The organism is Mesorhizobium sp. B2-3-10 (assembly GCF_006442275.1).
GTDB lineage: Bacteria > Pseudomonadota > Alphaproteobacteria > Rhizobiales > Rhizobiaceae > Mesorhizobium > Mesorhizobium australicum.
Map to the genome: position 1 here is coordinate 28,051 of NZ_VFVT01000007.1, position 16,303 is coordinate 44,353.

At 61.8% G+C, this 16,303-nt stretch carries 19 protein-coding genes; 10 read left to right on the plus strand and 9 right to left on the minus strand.

Annotated features, from left to right (window positions below; translation table 11 throughout):
- The 4 genes from FJ943_RS20390 to FJ943_RS20405 are packed head-to-tail and all read right to left on the minus strand — an operon-like array spanning position 1 to position 4,557.
- A complete protein-coding gene (locus FJ943_RS20390) occupies positions 1–1,101 on the minus strand; it encodes a glycosyltransferase family 4 protein (protein ID WP_140724275.1) in 1,101 nt (366 codons plus the stop codon).
- Positions 1,086–2,378, minus strand: a complete 1,293-nt coding sequence (locus FJ943_RS20395; RefSeq protein ID WP_140617536.1) for a TIGR04295 family B12-binding domain-containing radical SAM protein — start codon at positions 2,376–2,378, stop codon at positions 1,086–1,088. Before FJ943_RS20395 ends, FJ943_RS20390 begins: the two co-directional genes overlap by 16 nt.
- Positions 2,375–3,454, minus strand: a complete 1,080-nt coding sequence (locus FJ943_RS20400) for an NAD-dependent epimerase/dehydratase family protein (protein ID WP_140724278.1) — start codon at positions 3,452–3,454, stop codon at positions 2,375–2,377. Before FJ943_RS20400 ends, FJ943_RS20395 begins: the two co-directional genes overlap by 4 nt.
- Complete coding sequence (locus FJ943_RS20405; RefSeq protein ID WP_140724280.1) at positions 3,451–4,557, minus strand: NAD-dependent epimerase/dehydratase family protein; 1,107 nt, start codon at positions 4,555–4,557, stop codon at positions 3,451–3,453. The genes FJ943_RS20400 and FJ943_RS20405 overlap by 4 nt, the downstream gene beginning before the upstream one ends.
- 215 nt (positions 4,558–4,772) lie before the next feature.
- Here FJ943_RS20405 and FJ943_RS20410 point away from each other — a divergent pair, with 215 nt between their 5' ends.
- Complete coding sequence (locus FJ943_RS20410) at positions 4,773–5,045, plus strand: hypothetical protein (protein WP_015319143.1); 273 nt, start codon at positions 4,773–4,775, stop codon at positions 5,043–5,045.
- Between the two features lie 144 nt (positions 5,046–5,189).
- On the opposite strand, the gene FJ943_RS20415 is transcribed toward FJ943_RS20410, so the two are convergent.
- Positions 5,190–5,786: a response regulator gene (locus tag FJ943_RS20415; RefSeq protein WP_015319142.1), complete on the minus strand. Its 597-nt coding sequence runs from the start codon at positions 5,784–5,786 to the stop codon at positions 5,190–5,192.
- 4 nt (positions 5,787–5,790) lie between these two features.
- Positions 5,791–6,033, minus strand: coding sequence for a hypothetical protein (locus FJ943_RS29690; protein WP_140617534.1), 243 nt, complete (start codon positions 6,031–6,033; stop codon positions 5,791–5,793).
- Positions 6,034–6,116: 83 nt separating this feature from the next.
- On the opposite strand from FJ943_RS29690, the gene FJ943_RS20420 reads away from it, so the two are divergent.
- Together FJ943_RS20420 and FJ943_RS20425 are read left to right on the plus strand one after the other, a co-directional pair.
- Positions 6,117–9,227 carry a CheR family methyltransferase gene (locus FJ943_RS20420; protein ID WP_140724282.1) on the plus strand — a complete coding sequence of 1,037 codons (3,111 nt, stop codon included), beginning with the start codon at positions 6,117–6,119 and terminating at the stop codon, positions 9,225–9,227.
- Positions 9,224–9,595, plus strand: a complete 372-nt coding sequence (locus FJ943_RS20425) for a response regulator (RefSeq protein WP_015319140.1) — start codon at positions 9,224–9,226, stop codon at positions 9,593–9,595. Before FJ943_RS20420 ends, FJ943_RS20425 begins: the two co-directional genes overlap by 4 nt.
- Before the next feature lie 23 nt (positions 9,596–9,618).
- Here the strand turns inward: FJ943_RS20425 and FJ943_RS20430 are convergent, their stop codons facing one another.
- From FJ943_RS20430 to FJ943_RS20440, 3 genes are all read right to left on the minus strand, one after another.
- Positions 9,619–9,858: a hypothetical protein gene (locus tag FJ943_RS20430; RefSeq protein ID WP_015319139.1), complete on the minus strand. Its 240-nt coding sequence runs from the start codon at positions 9,856–9,858 to the stop codon at positions 9,619–9,621.
- A gap of 126 nt (positions 9,859–9,984) precedes the next feature.
- Entirely contained in the window at positions 9,985–11,163 is a 1,179-nt protein-coding gene (locus tag FJ943_RS20435; protein WP_140617532.1) for a zinc-dependent alcohol dehydrogenase, read from the minus strand.
- Positions 11,164–11,289: 126 nt separating this feature from the next.
- Positions 11,290–12,075, minus strand: coding sequence for an SDR family NAD(P)-dependent oxidoreductase (locus FJ943_RS20440; protein ID WP_140715363.1), 786 nt, complete (start codon positions 12,073–12,075; stop codon positions 11,290–11,292).
- A gap of 355 nt (positions 12,076–12,430) precedes the next feature.
- On the opposite strand from FJ943_RS20440, the gene FJ943_RS20445 reads away from it, so the two are divergent.
- From FJ943_RS20445 to FJ943_RS20475, 7 genes are all read left to right on the plus strand, one after another.
- Complete coding sequence (locus tag FJ943_RS20445; protein WP_015319136.1) at positions 12,431–12,697, plus strand: hypothetical protein; 267 nt, start codon at positions 12,431–12,433, stop codon at positions 12,695–12,697.
- Positions 12,694–12,918: a hypothetical protein gene (locus FJ943_RS20450; protein ID WP_015319135.1), complete on the plus strand. Its 225-nt coding sequence runs from the start codon at positions 12,694–12,696 to the stop codon at positions 12,916–12,918. The genes FJ943_RS20445 and FJ943_RS20450 overlap by 4 nt, the downstream gene beginning before the upstream one ends.
- Positions 12,919–13,170: 252 nt before the next feature.
- Complete coding sequence (locus tag FJ943_RS20455) at positions 13,171–13,389, plus strand: hypothetical protein (RefSeq protein ID WP_015319134.1); 219 nt, start codon at positions 13,171–13,173, stop codon at positions 13,387–13,389.
- Positions 13,390–13,644: 255 nt separating this feature from the next.
- Complete coding sequence (locus FJ943_RS20460; protein WP_181174592.1) at positions 13,645–13,872, plus strand: hypothetical protein; 228 nt, start codon at positions 13,645–13,647, stop codon at positions 13,870–13,872.
- 449 nt (positions 13,873–14,321) lie between these two features.
- Complete coding sequence (locus FJ943_RS20465) at positions 14,322–14,726, plus strand: hypothetical protein (protein ID WP_140715510.1); 405 nt, start codon at positions 14,322–14,324, stop codon at positions 14,724–14,726.
- Positions 14,723–15,943, plus strand: coding sequence for a divalent metal cation transporter (locus FJ943_RS20470; protein WP_140724288.1), 1,221 nt, complete (start codon positions 14,723–14,725; stop codon positions 15,941–15,943). The genes FJ943_RS20465 and FJ943_RS20470 overlap by 4 nt, the downstream gene beginning before the upstream one ends.
- The gene (locus tag FJ943_RS20475) at positions 15,943–16,302 is read left to right on the plus strand and encodes a hypothetical protein (protein ID WP_015319130.1); all 360 of its coding nucleotides are present in this window, start codon (positions 15,943–15,945) and stop codon (positions 16,300–16,302) included. The genes FJ943_RS20470 and FJ943_RS20475 overlap by 1 nt, the downstream gene beginning before the upstream one ends.
- Position 16,303 lies beyond the last annotated feature (1 nt).

The following is a 16,303-nucleotide window of genomic DNA, read 5'->3' on the forward strand; positions in this document are numbered from 1 at the left end:
TCAGCGCTCCGCCACGGCCAGCGCCGCCTTTTCGTAGACATCGCGCATGGCCGCTGCCTGTTTCGCCAGAGTGAACCTGCGGCTTCGGCGGAGGGCGGCGTGGCCGAGCTCCCGCCTATGCCCCGCATCGCTGGAAAGACGATTGATGCAGGCAGCGAGATCATGCGGGTCGCGCCCGTCAAAGAACATCGCGGCCCCGTCCCATAACTCGCGATAGGTCGGGATGTCCGAGAGCACCAGGGGCGTTGCCGACATGGCCGCTTCCAGAGCCGCCAGACCGAACGGTTCGTAGAGCGACGGAGACACGAAAATACCGGCGCGGGCCATCAGCGAGCGCACCTCGCCATGCGGCAGTGCTCCGAGAGGAACGGCATGGTTGACGATGGCGCGCTCGCCGTTAGGGCCGTGAAGCGAACCGGCTGTAAAGAGAGGCCATTGCGTCAACGAGGCGGCCTGGTCGACCACCACCACATTCTTTCCCTCGTCCCACCAGCGGGCGGCGGCGAAGACGAGCGGCTGGCGGGTTTCTGCTGTCGGGACGGGGCGTGCGGCATTTCCGACGACGTGAAGGCGTGCGATCGGGCCATAGCAGGTCTCGAGCATCTCGGCATGGCTGCGGCTTGGAGCGATGACTGCGTCGGCCCTGTCGAAGCCGCGCCTGTTGCGCTCTTTCTGCCAGCTCCATGCGCTATCCAACGCCTGTCCCTTGACGGAATGGAACCATGTCGTCACGCATGAATGCGAGACGGCTATGACTGGGCAAGGCGCGTCCAACCCCACGGCCTGCGTCGGTCCGTTGAGATGGACAAGGTCGATGGCGTAGTCGCGTATCGGCGCACGCAATTCCAGCGGCAGACGGTCGAGCTCGCCGGCGCTGCGGGTCATCCAATCCAGTGGCGTATTCAGCCAGATGAGCGTCGCGAAGGACCGTGCCTCTTCGGCCTGTTGCCTGGATGGGTGCGGCCCCAGGCCGGCGAACACAACGCTGTCGCCGCCATTGACCAGTTCCCGGCCGAGATCAAGCGCATAGCGCCATACTCCGCCCATGGCGTCGACGGTCATCAGGATGCGGCGCTTGCGTGGCGTCAGTGTCCGCAACATGCCGCCTCCAGTTCCGCCAGCGGGCGCGGGCGCTTTTCCTGGATGTCGCTGAACTTCTGGAACGATGCGAGGTAATGATCATGAGCGCGCTCCCAGGCGAGGTCGTCGGGTTCGCCCCAAAGCTCGCGATAGCTGGGCGAACTCGGATATGGATACAGCGGCACGGGTTCATTGGCCCACACGCCATTGTCGATCAGGTGGGCTCGCCAGTGATCGACAAGGGCAGGATCGTCCTCGACGACGCCGATCAGATTGGCCTGGACGAAGGGAACGTGGCGTCTGGCCTTGACCAGCAGCGCGGCAAGCTCCTCGGTGCCCAGCCGGCAGCGCTTCGCCAGCATGGCCCGCCCTTCCACCGTCAGGCTTTCGAGGCCGGCTTCGATGGACACGCAGCCTGCCGCGCCCAGCAGTTCCAGCAGCTCGGGTTTCCACAGATCGATGCGGGTCTGGACGCCGAATTTCACATCGCGGCCGACCAACGCCTCCAGCAACGCTTTTTGGGGCAGGAAGATTTCGTCGATGAAGTAGATGTAGCCGACACCCTGGGCGATCAGCCTATCGATTTCAGTCACCACCGCTTCGTGGTTGCGGCGGCGATAGGCATCGCGGAAATCGATCTTGGCGCAGAAGCTGCAATTGTAGGGACAGCCGCGCGACGCCTCGACCTCGGCGCCGAATCCAAGCTGTTGGTCATCGAACCGGTGATGGTGGTGTGAATGGGCGGCAATCCAGTCGGACGGCCATTCCAGCGGCGGGTGATCGACAAACGAACTGGAATGGACGCCGCCGTTCGAAACCAGCTTGGCATCCCGCAGATAGGCGGTTGAGGGTACCGCGCTCCAATCGTCGCGTCGTGCAAGTTCCGCGACGACTTCCTCGCATTCGCCGCGCACGACAATGTCGACGCCCAGCTTGCGCAAGGTCGGCGCCGGTGTCGCCGAACCATGTGGCCCGACCGCGACCGTGCGTCCGCCACGCCCGGCCAGGCGATTGAGGAAATCGGCCGGCACCCGCAATTCCGGCGGTGCGCAGCGCCAGAACAGATAGGTCGGCGCGGTGCTGACGACCGTCATTGCCGGCGCGAAATCAACCACGCGTTCGCAGAGTCCGGAATTGTCGAGCTTCTGCAATTGCCCGTCCAGCATCAGCACCTCATGGCCGGCCGCCTCGAGCAGGGCTTTCGAATAGCCGAGTTCCAGCGGCAGATGCGGTTGGCGGCAGCCGAAATAGATGCTGTCGTCATATGTCCAGGACGGGTTGACCAGCGCTATTCTCATGCGACGTACCTCACGGCTTCGGGGCGGGGCTCGAGCCGGTGGCGCTGCAGCCAGTCGGCGAGATCGCGAATGCCCTCACGCCACGCAACCTGCGCCTTCCAGCCAAGCGCGGTTTCGATCTTGCGGGTATCGGCGACGAAGAAGGGCTGGTCGCCGGTCCGTTCCCCATCATGGCGGATCGAGAGCTCGCGACCGGTCAGGCCGCCGATCTCGCTCAACAGCATACGCAGGCTGAGCGCGTTTTCAGGTCCGCCGCCAAGATTGAATGCCTGGCCCTTGGTGAGCTCGATATGGTCCAGCACGGCCCTGTAGGCGGCGACTGCATCGGAAACGTGCAGGATGTCGCGCACCTGCCTGCCGTCGCCATAGATGGTGATTTCCCGTCCCGTCAGGGCGCTGAGCAGGAAGTGCGCTACCCAACCCTGGTCCTCGGTTCCAAACTGGCGCGGTCCGTAGATGCAGCTCATCCGCAGCACCGCCGTCGGCATGCCGTAGGACTTGGCATAATCGAGCACATATTGGTCCGCCGCGCCCTTGGAGCAGCCATAGGGTGTGCAGAAATCGAGGCCGCGAGCCTCGTCGATCCCGCCGGCCTGGATCGCGCTATCGCAAGGTATGTAGCGGTCGTCGTCCGCGCGAACCGCGACGTCGGGGAGGCTGCCGTAAACCTTGTTGGTGCTGGCGAAAATCACTGGGATGCGCTCGCCGCTCAGCCGCGCCGCTTCCAGCACGTTGAACGTGCCGCGAAGATTGATGTCGAAATCCTCGTCCGGCCGGACCAGGCTCGTGGTGACGGCCGTCTGCGCGGCGAGATGGAAAATCGCCTTGCATCTCATCAGGGCCGGCGCCAAGGCATTGGCGTCCCGCACATCGATGGTCTCGACCGTTAGGCGGCCACCGTGTCTCTGTGCGAGCCATTGCAGGTTCTGTTCGACGCCGGGACGGCTGAGATTGTCGACCACCAGCACTGGCTCGCCATCCGACAACAGGCTGTCGGCCAGGTTTGATCCTATGAAGCCGCTGCCGCCGACGATGGCGACCGGCGCTTCGCGTCGGTTGCGTGCGCCCGGGCTCATGACACCAACCCGCGCTCTTCGAGTTCGCGCTTCATTTCGGCGCCGCGATCGACGGCGGCCGTGTTGCGCACCCAGGAAACGAAATCCCCGAGAGAGTTCTCCAATTGCAGGCCGGGTTCGAAGCCGAGCAGCTCACGTGCCTTGGAGATATCGGCGAAGCAGTTGCGAATGTCGCCGGAGCGCGCCTTGCCGAGCAGCTCGGGCGAACGGTTCGGGGTTCCCATGGCTTCGGCCAGCAATCGCGCGACTTCGCTGATCGCATAGGCGCGGCCGCTGCCGATGTTGATGACGTGGCCCTTTGCCTGACGTTGCTGCAGCGCAAGGCGAAAGGCGCGGGCGACGTCATGCACATGAACGAAATCGCGCTTCTGTTCGCCATCCTCGAAGATCATCGGCCGTTGGCCATTGGCGAGACGTGAAGCGAAATTGGCCAGCACGCCGGTATAGGGATTTGATAGCGCCTGGCCGGCACCGAAGACATTGAACAGGCGCAACGCGACCGCATCGATGCCGTAGGCTTCGCCGAAGATCAGCACGGCGCGTTCCTGGGCGTATTTCGTCAGCGCGTAGATCGAGGCGAGGTCGGCCGGCTTTTCTTCATCCGTCGGCAGCGGCGAAAGGGGGTCGCCTTCCGGCGATAGCGGATTCCACTGTCCGCTTTTGATGTCGCTTGACTTGCGCCTTGCATTGTCGATGCGCCGGCCGTCGGGCGTGGCATAGAGGCCCTCGCCATAGACGCTCATCGAGGAGGCGACGACGATCCGTTCGACCGGATGCTCGATCAGCGCTTCAAGCAGTGTCGCCGTGCCGAGATCGTTGGTGCCGACATAGCGCGCGATCTCGTACATTGATTGTCCGACGCCGACTTCCGACGCCAGATGAATGACGGCGTCGACGCCTTCCAGCGCCTCGGCAACGGCTTCGCGGTCGCGAATGTCGCCCTTGATCAGTTCGGCACCTGCGGGAAGCGCGACCGCTTCACCCGCATGCACCTGCTCCAGCAGGGCGTCGAGAATGCGAACTGAATAATCCTGAGCGATGAGTTCTTGTGTGACGTGGCGGCCGATGAAGCCGCAGCCTCCTGTAACCAATATGCGTTTCACGACGACTCCTCGGACAAGTGACCTCGGCGCCCCGAACTTTTCGGCAAAAGGTTTGTTCCCTGTGCTTCAACAAAGTTCCCTTCGCGGGCTTCGCCTGAAAGCAAGCGCAACACCATCGGCCCGCGATGCGGGAACATTGCCGCCGGTATGCTGTTAGGGCGCTCGACAGCCGCCGTGACGCCGAAAGGCGAAGCCGATGATCAAGGGAGATTTCAATGTCGCAGTCCCAGACGACCACCAATCACGACGAAATTCGCAAATGGGCCGAGGAGCGGCAGGGCCGGCCGGCGGTGGTCCGCACCAAGGGCGAGGGCGGCATCCTGCGGATCGACTTTGGCGAGCCCGAGGAAGCATTCGACCCCATCGATTGGGACGAGTTCTTCCGGATATTCGACGAGAACGATCTGGCCTTCCTTTATCAGGCCAAGACCAGCGACGGAAAATCCAGCCGTTTCAACAAATTCGTCGAGCGCGATCGCAAAGGTTAAGAAGGCCTGGCGGCCGATGCAGCGGGCCCCAGAAAATCTCGAAAGTCGCTGGAACAATCGACTGCCCTATTGCTTCGGGCGATGATCCAGAAAGGTGATCCAGCAGCCCCCAAGGGAAGCGCCTTGGCCTCGGCCCAGGAGAATTCAATGCATCAGCTTTGCGCCGCGGGCTTTGGCCACTTCTCGCATGACGTCGTTGAGCCAGTTTTCGGTGGACTGGCCAAGCTGCCGGTGGTCGACGTCCCGGATCGCTTGCTCGAGTGTCCTCTCGACCAGCCGGTCCGATGCGTTGACGTCTCCCAGCAGAAGACGCGCCGCGAGGCGCAGTTTGGGCAAAAGGGTGAAAACGTCGTCTGGCGGGGAGGGCACGGAGATGTCCGCTTGTTCGGACGCCTGCGGCGGAAAAAGGGCATTGAACACAGCCTTGCTGCCCGAGGATTTCCGCAAATTGCTGGCGTAACGGAGATGCTCGGGGATGGCGATGTCGTTGTCGCCGCTGAAGAATACGAAGGGGATACCGCGGCGCATCAACTTGTCGGCGATCGGAAACACACGTCGGCCGTTGAGATTGACGTCCAGGATTGCAGCTTCGGCTTGATCGGTATGTTCAGACGCCTGCTCGACGGTAGCGGCGGGCCCGAGAATGATAGCACCCATGTTGCTGAAAAACCTCGCAAGATCTCCAGCCATCGACCATTCGTCTTCGACAATCAGAAGATGCAACCCCCGCAGATCGCGCACGTCGTCATCCTTTCTTCGAACGGAGTTTAGGATGCAAAGAAGGCACTTCCACTTTCCTGTCATCCAGCGCCGCTTGCAACCGTTTCGCAAGCACCAGCATGCGATCCGGGATGGGCCCATCGAGACCTTCGATTAATTCAGGCGCCCCCGGCACCATTGGCGCCAGGAGTTTCAGGCCAGCAGAGCGTTTTGTCATTGAACCACCATGGATATCGGGTTCAACGTCATCCTTGCTGACTTGTTCCATCCTCCCTGCGCGCTATATGGTTGTGTCCTGTCCGATCCGACGTTGAGAGGCTTCATGTCGGTCGGGCGAAAGGGGGACAAGCCGTGACAGCCCGATCAATCAAGTTCCCCATCGTCGGCATCGGTGCGTCCGCTGGTGGCATTCCCGCAATGGAAGGGCTTTTCAAGGGCATCACCGACCGGCCCGGCATGGCGTTCGTGATCATCACGCACCTCAGTCCCAAGCGCAACAGCCTGCTTCACGAGGTCATCGACCGCTACACCGAGATGCCTGTCGTGGTGGTCGAGGACGGCGTGGCCGTCGAACCCGACCACGTCTATGTGATGCCGGAAAACGTCACTCTGGTCATCGAGAATGGCGTGCTGCACCTGCGGCGCCCCAATGGGCTTACCCAAGAGCGCAAACCTGTCGATATCTTCTTCAGCGCACTGGCCGACGACCAGGGCGAATACTCGGTCGGCGTGATTCTGTCGGGCGGTGATTCCGATGGCACCCTGGGCGTGAAGGCGATCAAGGAGCGGGGCGGGCTCACCGTCGCGCAAGCGCCGGACGGCTATGGTCCGCGCAATCCCGACATGCCGCAGAGCGCCATTGCCAGCGGGCTCATCGATGTTGCCGTGCCCGCCGAGGAGATTGGGGCGAAGCTCGAGGCTTACGCCAGGGGCTTCGACACGCTGGACGGGCTGACGAACGAAGAGGACGACCATGCGGCCGACATAGATAAGGTCCGCGAACAGATATACGGCATTTTGCGCAGCCACTCCGGCCACGACTTTTCAGGCTATAAGACCAAGACATTCCTGCGCCGCATCAAGCGGCGCATGCAGATCGCCCAGATACAGTCCATCAATGGCTATATCGACTGGCTGAAGAAGGACCCTCGCGAGGTGATGAACCTGTTTCGCGATCTGCTGATCAATGTCACCAACTTCTTCCGCGATCCCGATGCCTTCGAATTGCTGGAGCAAAAGATCATCCCGCGGCTGTTCGAGGGCAAGACCGCGACCGATACGGTCAGGGTCTGGGTTCCCGGCTGCGCCACCGGCGAGGAGGTGTTCTCCATCGGCATCCTGCTGCGTGAACACATGGAAACGCTTTCAGCCGTTCCGCGCGTCCAGATATTCGCCACCGACATAGACGAGCCGGCCCTGGCCGTGGCGCGCGCCGCACGCTATCCCGAGGCCTTGATGCAGGGTCTTTCCCCGGAGCGCAAACAGCGGTTTTTCAACGGCGATGGCGAAAGCTACGTCATCAGCAACGAGATCCGGGAACTGTGCATCTTCTCGCCGCACAGCGTCATCCGCGATCCGCCCTTCTCGCGCATGGATCTGGTTTCGTGCCGCAATCTGCTGATCTATTTCGGCCCAGCCATTCAAAGCCGCGTTCTTCCTGTCTTCCACTATTCGCTGAAGCCGGGTGGCTATCTTTTCCTCGGCACGTCCGAAAGCGTCGGGCAGCACGAAAATCTGTTCGCCACCGTCGACAAGAAACATCGCCTCTTCCAAGCACGGGAGCATGCCTCGCCACATATCAGGCTGCCGGCGCTGATCGGGGATGTCCATTCCGGCGTCTTTCCCGCCGAAACCGCCGGCTTGAAGAAGGGCACGGTCGGCTATCCGCTGCGCCAGGCTGTCGAGGCGCAGGTGCTGGAGCGGTTCGCGCCGCCGCATGTCCTCGTCAACGCCGAAGGCGACGTCGTCTACTATTCGGCGAGGACCGGAAGATACCTCGAAGCGCCGCAAGGCATCCCCAGCCGGCAGTTGCTGACGATGGCGCGCCGCGGGCTTCGCCTGGACCTGCGCGCCGCATTGAGGGAGGCGACGACGACACGCCGCACTGTTGTGCGGGACAATCTCGCCGTCGAGGAAGACGACGAACGCGTCCAACCGATCAGGCTGACCATCGAACCCCTGGCCGAGAGGGGCAATGGTGAGCCGCTTTACCTTGTCCTCTTCGAGCCGTCGGGCCCGACCCAGGCCCGATCCGATGAGGACGGTGGCGGCCGTGACAGCGACAGCACCGCCGATCTTGAGCGGGAACTGCGCGACACAAGAGAGCGCCTTCAATCCACCATAGAGGAATACGAGACGGCCCTCGAAGAGGTGAAATCGTCGAACGAGGAACTCGTCTCCGTCAACGAAGAGGCGCAATCCACCAACGAGGAACTTGAAGCGTCCAAGGAAGAGATGCAGTCGCTCAACGAAGAGCTCAACACGATCAACGCGGAGTTGACCAGCAAGATAGAAGAGCTCGATCACGCCAACAGCGATCTGCGCAATCTGTTCGAAAGCACCGACATCGCGACCATTTTTCTCGACCGCAGTCTTGTGGTGCGGACCTTCACGCCGGCGGCCTCATCCTTCTTCAGTCTGCGCCCCTCCGACGTCGGCCGACCGCTGACGGATCTGTCGAGCCAACTCGATTATCCCGAGTTGAAGCAGCACATCGACAAGGTGTTCGAGACCGGCGAGACCCTGAACCACCATCTTGCGCGCGATTCCAGGGGCCTGTTTCACATGGTCCGCATCAATCCCTATCGGGACAAGGGCAACAGGATACAGGGCGTCGTGGTGACACTGGTCGACGTCACCACCCTGGCGCGGGCGGAAGAGCATCAGCAGGTGCTCATCTCGGAGCTCAACCATCGCGTCAAGAACATGCTGGCGGTGATCGCCAGCATCGCCAACCGGACGCGGGACAGTTCGGATACGAAAGAAGAGTTCGCGGAGGCCTTGATCGGCCGGCTGCATGCCATGTCCCGGGCCTACGGATTGCTGACCCGCGAGAGGTGGAAAGAAGCTTCGGTCAAGGAACTGCTCCACCAGGAACTCGAGCCGTTCGGCATCGAACGGATCGAACTCGATGGCGACGACGTTAGACTCGGCCCGCAACAGGGGCTTTCCCTCAGTATGGCCATCCATGAACTGGCAACCAACGCGGCCAAGTATGGCGCCCTGTCCAAGCCTCGAGGCAGGATTGGTGTCAGATGGGCGATGGACGGCGATAATTTCACGCTTGGCTGGCGCGAAAAGGACGGCCCTCCGGTCAAGGAGCCGTTGAACAACGGCTTTGGCCTGAACCTGTTGAAGGGGGAAATCGGCTACAGGCTCGGGGGCCAGGTCGACACCTCCTTCCACAAGGAAGGTCTTGAGGTCCAGATCGCTTTTTCGGCAAACCACAAGGACGCGCCGTGAGCGACAGACCGCGCGTTCTGGTGGTTGAGGACGAGTGGCTGATCGCGGAGGACGTCGCGTCTGATCTGCGAGCGGCGGGCTATCCCGTGGTCGGGCCTGTTTCGTCCGTTGCCGCAGCACTTCGGCTGGTCGAGGCCGATAAGGTCGACATGGCGTTGCTGGACGTTCAACTGAACGCCGAAACGAGCCTGCCGATCGCAGAGATATTGCTGACTCGCGGCACTCCTTTCGCGTTCGTAACGGGATATGGGCGGGGCGATCTTCCCGCCCGGTTCCGAAACTGCAAATTCGTGGCAAAACCCGCAAGCGAAGCGGCCATCCTCACTGCCGTGGCCGACTTGGCATCGCTTCGCGCCAAGAAACCGTGATCCAAAGAGCTAGCCTGTCGCGATCAATCCAGCGGCTTGTCGGTGGGCCGGGGCGTGGTGCTCGCCTGGCGCGGCCGACCGGCATTTCGGTTGGCGACCGGATTGTCCAATGGAACGCTTGACGGGCGCGACGCGCCCGCGGTCTTTGGCGTCAGCGGTTTTGCACCGGCATCCGTGTCGCTGGCATCCCTCCTTGGGTGCGGCAGGCCCTCGGCGTTGGGTGACCGGACGGCGGGTTTCGAGGCAGAATCTTCCTTGGCCATGATGGTTCCTTTCCTTGCACGAAACGATTTCAATCATCGGCACGATTGAAAGTTCCGCGACCGCGACGGCGCCATGAAGGGGAAGGCACGAGCGAAGACGAAACGGTTCTCGTGCCGATGAACGGCTCACCCATGCGGCCGCATGACCACCTTGATGCAGCCGTCCTGCTTGTCGCGAAACGTCTTGTAGAGATCGGGCCCGGCTTCAAGGCCGGCCCTGTGCGTGATCACGAAGGACGGGTCGATCTCGCCGGTCTGGACCTTGGCCAAAAGCGGTTCGAGATACCGCTGCGTGTGGGTCTGGCCCATACGGAACGTCAGGCCCTTGTTCATCGCGGCGCCAAAGGGGATATGATCGACGAGGCCGATATACACGCCGGGGATCGAAATGGTGCCGCCCTTGCGGCAACAGTAGATTGCTTCGCGCAGCACATGTGGCCTGTCGGTGCCGAGGAAGGCAGCCGCCTTGACCTTGTCGAGCATGGAGTCTGCACTGGCGCCGGCATCGGCTTCGGTACCCACGCAATCGATGCAGCGATCCGGCCCTCGGCCATCGGTCATCGCCATCAGGGCGTCGTAGATATTTGAATTGCTGAAATCGAGTGTCTCGGCCTTGCCATGTTCGCGAGCCATGGCCAGTCGTTCCGGAACCTTGTCGATCGCGATGACGCGACCGGCGCCGAGCATCCATGCGCTCTGGATGGCGAACTGGCCAACCGGACCGCAGCCCCAGATCGCGACCGTGTCGCCGGGCTCGATGCCGGCGTTTTCCGCTGCCATGTAGCCGGTCGGAAAGATGTCGGAAAGAAACAGCACCTGCTCGTCATCCATGCCTTCCGGCACCTTGATCGGGCCGACATCGGCGAATGGTACGCGCAGATATTCGGCCTGGCCGCCCCAATAGCCGCCAACCAGATGCGAATAGCCGAACAGGCCGGCCGGCGATTGTCCCATCACCTCGGCCGCTTGCTTGGCATTGGGATTGGACCGGTCGCAAAGCGAGAACAGCCCCTTCTGGCAAAACCAGCATTCGCCGCACGAAATGTTGAACGGCACCACGATGCGGTCGCCCTTCTTGAACTTGGAATGACCGCGGCCGACCTCCACGACCTCTCCCATGGTCTCGTGTCCAAGCACGTCGCCCGATTCCATGGTCGGCATGTAGCCGTCCATCAGATGCAGGTCCGAGCCGCAAATGGCGCAGCAGGTGACCTTGATGATGACGTCACGGTCATCCTCGATGGCCGGATCCTGCACCTGATCGCAGCGTATATCGCCTTTGCCGTGCCATGTGAGGGCTTTCATCCTGTTGCTCCTGCGTTGACTATTTTGAGGTATCGGCAAATGCAGCTTTCATTCAGCCGAAGTGGGCGCCACCGACGATTACCTTGCGATACTCGCAAAGGGTCTGCGTCCGCAGACAGGAAGAGATCAGTCCCTGGACGCTGAACCCGGCTCGGCCATTTTGCGATGCTGTTCGGCCAGCGTACCTGCCGGAGTGATATGCGCGGCGGCGACCTGCAGCTTGTTCTTCCAGCCGCTGATCACTTGTTCCTCTCCCGCCATCATCGCCTCATAACCGGTTCTGGCGACATCTGCCGGATCGTCCTTCTCGTCGGTGCCGACCTTGGTATCCATCATTTCGGCGCGTTCGAAGAACCGCGTCTGCGTCGCCCCGGGCATCAGCACCGTGACTGTGACGCCGGTGTCCCGCATCTCATGGCGCAGCGCGATCGAGAAGGAATCGATGAACGCCTTGGTGCCGTTGTAGACGGCCTGGAAAGTGCCGGGCATGAAGCCGGCAATCGATCCGGTGAACAGAATTCGGCCACGGCCGCGGCGTGCCATCCTGGCGCCGAGCTCATGCGCAAGGTAGACCGTGCCGGTGATGTTGGTGTCGATGACCCGGCGAACCTTCTGCCAGTCCTGGTCGAGAAAGCCGTCGCCGAGGCCGCGTCCGGCGTTCAGGAACAGAAGGTCGATGTCGCGATCGCCGACCCGCGCAATGAGTTGATCGACGCCTTCGACGGATGCCAGATCTGCCTCGACGGCTTCAACGGTCACATCATGCGAAGCCAGAGCCTCGGCCGCCTGTTGGACCGCGGGCTCGTCGGCGGCTATGACCAGGTTATAGCCGTCCTTGGCGCATAGTTTGGCAAGTTCCCTCCCGATGCCGCTCGATGCGCCCGTCACCACGGCCAGCTTTGCGTTGGTCATCATGTCCTCCGAAGTTCGTTCCGGCCGAACCAGCGGGGTCCCTGATTGTTCCGCGTGGACCGGATCGAATGCCGGGCTGCCGAAGGGCCATGCCAGTCGACCCCCTTGGCGCGTTCAGGCACGAACAACGCGAAGATGACGAAGTGGAACAACTGAGGCCGATCCAGGTTCGGTGTCGTGCGGCGTCGTCGCTCCCCTTGTTTGGCGCCGCGCGATCGGGTTCCCCTCAGCCTGATCAGCCCGCGCGCTCCCCGGCCGGGAGGCGCGGGCTTTCTCATGAGCTTGGCGGTCGTGTTTCGAGTTCAGCTGGGAACAACCCACACACTCGGCAGTTCGGCGCGCAGGAGAAACGAAAATGCAATATGCCGATGAAATCGCGCTCAGGCGCGTGAAGATGCTGGTCGAACAATATGTATCCGCCAGAAGCAGGAGATATGACTTCGTCTCGACCGAGTTGGCGTGCAAGGCCATTCGTCAGCTGGTTCGCAGCCCCATCGACGATAGCGAGCTGGATCATTTGCTGGCTAAAAGTGCCGTCAAACAAGGGCTTTCCATCCGGTTCGATCGAATAGGTCCCTTGCAGGTTGCTTCACCCGAACTCATCCAGGAAAAGTCAGTATGAAAGCGATGTGGTTGATTTGGTCGGCATCGGCGTTGCTCGCCCTGGCGGCGTGCAACAACAATGCCGACCCCGTCAAATCCAAGACGGATACGATGAACAGCCAGCCGGTGAACAAGAATCCAACGACGGATACCAATCCGACACCGCAGTCCAGCACCGGCGGGGACCAGCAAGGCACGCAGCCGACACAGCCGGCATCACCGAAGCCATCTGGTGGTTAGGTTTTGCCGTTGCTTGCCCGGGTAGTGACGCCGGCGAGAATCGTGAGACGCGCATGAGTTGCAAAGTGACGCCGCGTCTGGTTTCGATATGATCGCAACAGCAAGGGCGCACGTCGCTGGCGCGACCCGGCCGAGCTCGATCCCGTTGCGTTGCTTCGCGGCTGCGGTGACGGCCGGCGCCCGGCCTCGGTGCCACCTGGCTGTGGAACTATTTTCGTCAGTGGCTGTTCGGCAGGCGAAGGGAGCCGCAGGATGGAACGACGCAACGCACTACTCTCGCTGGTGATAGCCGCTGTCATCATCGTCGGTTTCCTGATCGGCTTTCTCTACGTCGATGTGGGGTGGCGCACCTCGCCCCTGAAACGAGCGCCTGAGCAGAACCAGGGCGGCAACGCTCCGGCGGACACCTCACCGGCTGCAGGGGTCAAGAAAGACCCCAAGGAAAATACCGAGATGCCGGGGCAGCAGTGATTCTCGGCTCGCCAACAGCCGCAACTTGGTTACCAGTGGCGCCGTCTTTAATTTCAGCCGAGGGCGTTGTCTGTCCTCCACCGTGTTGTGCCTGACGTTCCTTCTGCTCCCGGCCTGGTTGGTCGCTGGTTTCCCGACTGGCTCTGCCATCGCGCTTCGAATATCGAAACGGCGCCGGGCGCTTGCGTGCTTCTCGGAACATCTCCGCTGGACTGACCATTATCAGGATGGAGAGCAAAGCTATGGAGCTTGGTGATGGGTATCCTTTCCGATCTGGACAAGAAGCTGACGGACAACCTGTATGAACACGGCAGTGAGCTCACCGACGCGGTAGCGGACCTGCCGCGGCCGGTCGTTGAAACCGTCGACCGGCTGATGCTTTTCATTCAGCCCGAAGCGCGCGAGACAGTGAGAAATCAGGTTCTTGGCCTGGTTCACGAATACCGGATTGAGAACCCTACAGACCCAACAGAGCAGGATTGAACACCTAGCCGTTCTGGTCGATCGCGTGGGGCGCGGGCTGGCTGCCGCTATCGTTGCTCGTTCTATGGCTGCCGAGCCACAGCCAAGCCGCGATGATTACGACCGCCACGATGGCTATCCAGACTATGAGACGAGGCATTGCCGAATCCTCTGTGCAGCAGTCCATCACGTCGATGATCAGGACGGGTCGCCACCTTCCCGTGTTCCAATCCCACAATCGATGCTTTGTTCCGCTTGAATTGGGTCTCGTGGCCGGCGGGCCTCTGTCGTTGGTCCTTATGTCTCGCGGTCGGCGCCTGTCCGAGCGGTGGCGTTTGATTGACCGGCACACCGGGCGCTCTAGATCAATTCACGCCGACCGCGACTTCCATCGGCTCGGGGAGACCAGTCTCGTGGCGCACCAAACGCCGGCTTTGACCTTTAGTGGCCCTTATCCCAGGCTGAGTTGTATGTGCGTGCTGTTGCTCACGAGCGTCTTGGCGGGATGCTCGTCCTCCGACCAGATCGAGCAGCAATCACAAACGGCGGCCTCCGCGGCACAGACCGTATCGGTAATGCTCGATGCTTGGATGGATGGGGCGGCGCCGTTCGCATACACAGCCGGCACGCTGCGGTCGACCGGCAAGACTCTGGCCGACGCCGAGGCACAAATCCGATCGGCCGGAACGGCTGAACCCGCCGAGCAATCTGCTTTGGCGGCAGCGGTCAAGGATCTGTCAGCCGCGGTGGCTCGCGCCGAAGCGGGATTGCAGGCGGACAATCGAGCGGAGGTCCAAAACGCAAAGCAGGATCTTCGACGGGGCTCGCGCACGCTGGCGACCGCCTATGCCAGATATTTCGCGCCGAAGCCATGAAGAAGCTCGTGGAGATATCGCTCGGCGTGGTTACCAGCGTTGGCGGCTTCCTCGAAGTCGGATCGATGGCGACGGCGGCGCAGGCGGGCGCAACCTTCGGTTTCCAGTTGATCTGGGCCGTGGTCCTCGGCACCATCTGCATCATCTTTCTGGTGGAAATGGCCGGCCGGTTCGCCGCGGTGAGCCATCACACGATCTGCGACGGCATCCGCGAGAGATTTGGTTTCAACGTCTTTGTGTGGCCGTTGCTTGCCACCTTGCTGCTCAGTCTCATGGTGCTCTCCGCCGAGATCGGCGGCGTTGCCATCGCACTCGAACTTGCCACGGGCATAGGCTTCCAGTGGTGGGCTCTGCCGGTGGCTTTTCTGGCATGGCTGCTGCTCTGGAAAGGCACGTTCGGTTTCATCGAGAAAGGCGTGTCGATGCTCGGCTTGGTGACGTTGTGTTTCGTCGTCGCGGCCGTGATGCTGAAACCCGATTGGACGGCGGTCGCGGCTGGCGCAGTGCCTTCGCTGCCAGCCCACGATACCGCCAATTACTGGTTCATGGCGGTCAGCATTCTCGGCGCCTCGATATCGCCCTACCTGTTCATGTTCTATTCCTCGGGGGCTATCGAGGACCAGTGGGACAAGAGCTACCTCGGCGCCAACCGAGCCATAGCGGGACTGGGGATGACCTTCGGCGGCACTATTTCGATCGGCGTGTTGATCGTGGCCGCTCTCGTGCTGGCGACGCACGGCATCAACCAGGTCGATGACTATCACCAAATGCCGTTGATGCTGATCCCGGTATTCGGCTTCTGGGGTTTCATCCTGTTCGTAGCCTCGCTCGCCATTGCCTGCTTCGGCGCTGCACTCGAAGTCGCGCTGCAGCAGGCTTACCTCGTAGCGCAAGGTTTCGGCTGGACCTGGGGCGAGGACCGCAAGCCGCGCGAGAATCCAGGCTTCAGCGCCGTGTATACGGTATCGTTGTTGCTTGCGGCCATCCCGATCATGCTTGGTGTCGATCCGTTGAGGCTCACCATATTTTCCATGGCGCTGACGGCGGCCAGCCTGCCGTTGACGGTGGTTCCATTCCTGTTTCTGCTGAACGACGAACGCTACGTCGGCGAGCATCGCAACGGCATTCTCTCGAATGCCGCGGTCATCTTCATCATCGCGCTCGGCTTTGTGCTGGCCGTGGTGACGATCCCGCTGCAGATATTCGGAGGCACATGATGGAGTTGCTGCGTGATCTCCTGGACAAGCAGGTGGTCGACCGCCGCCAGGTCAAAATCGGCAAGGTCGATGGGCTGGTGGCCGAATTGCGGCAGGGCAAGCCCCCAAGGATCGTCGCGATCGAACTCGGCTCCATCACCTTGGCGCGTCGCCTTGGCACGTGGCCGGGGCGATGGATGGCGCAACTCGCGGCAAAGCTGGGTGGCAAGCGCCATGGCGAGCCGCATCGGATCGCCTGGCACAAGGTGAAGGATATCGGCGTCGACATCGAGTTCGATATCGATGTGCGTCGGACGACGATCTTCGCCTGGCAGGACTGGTTGCGCGATCATGTCATCGGTAGAATTCCGGGAGCTTGAT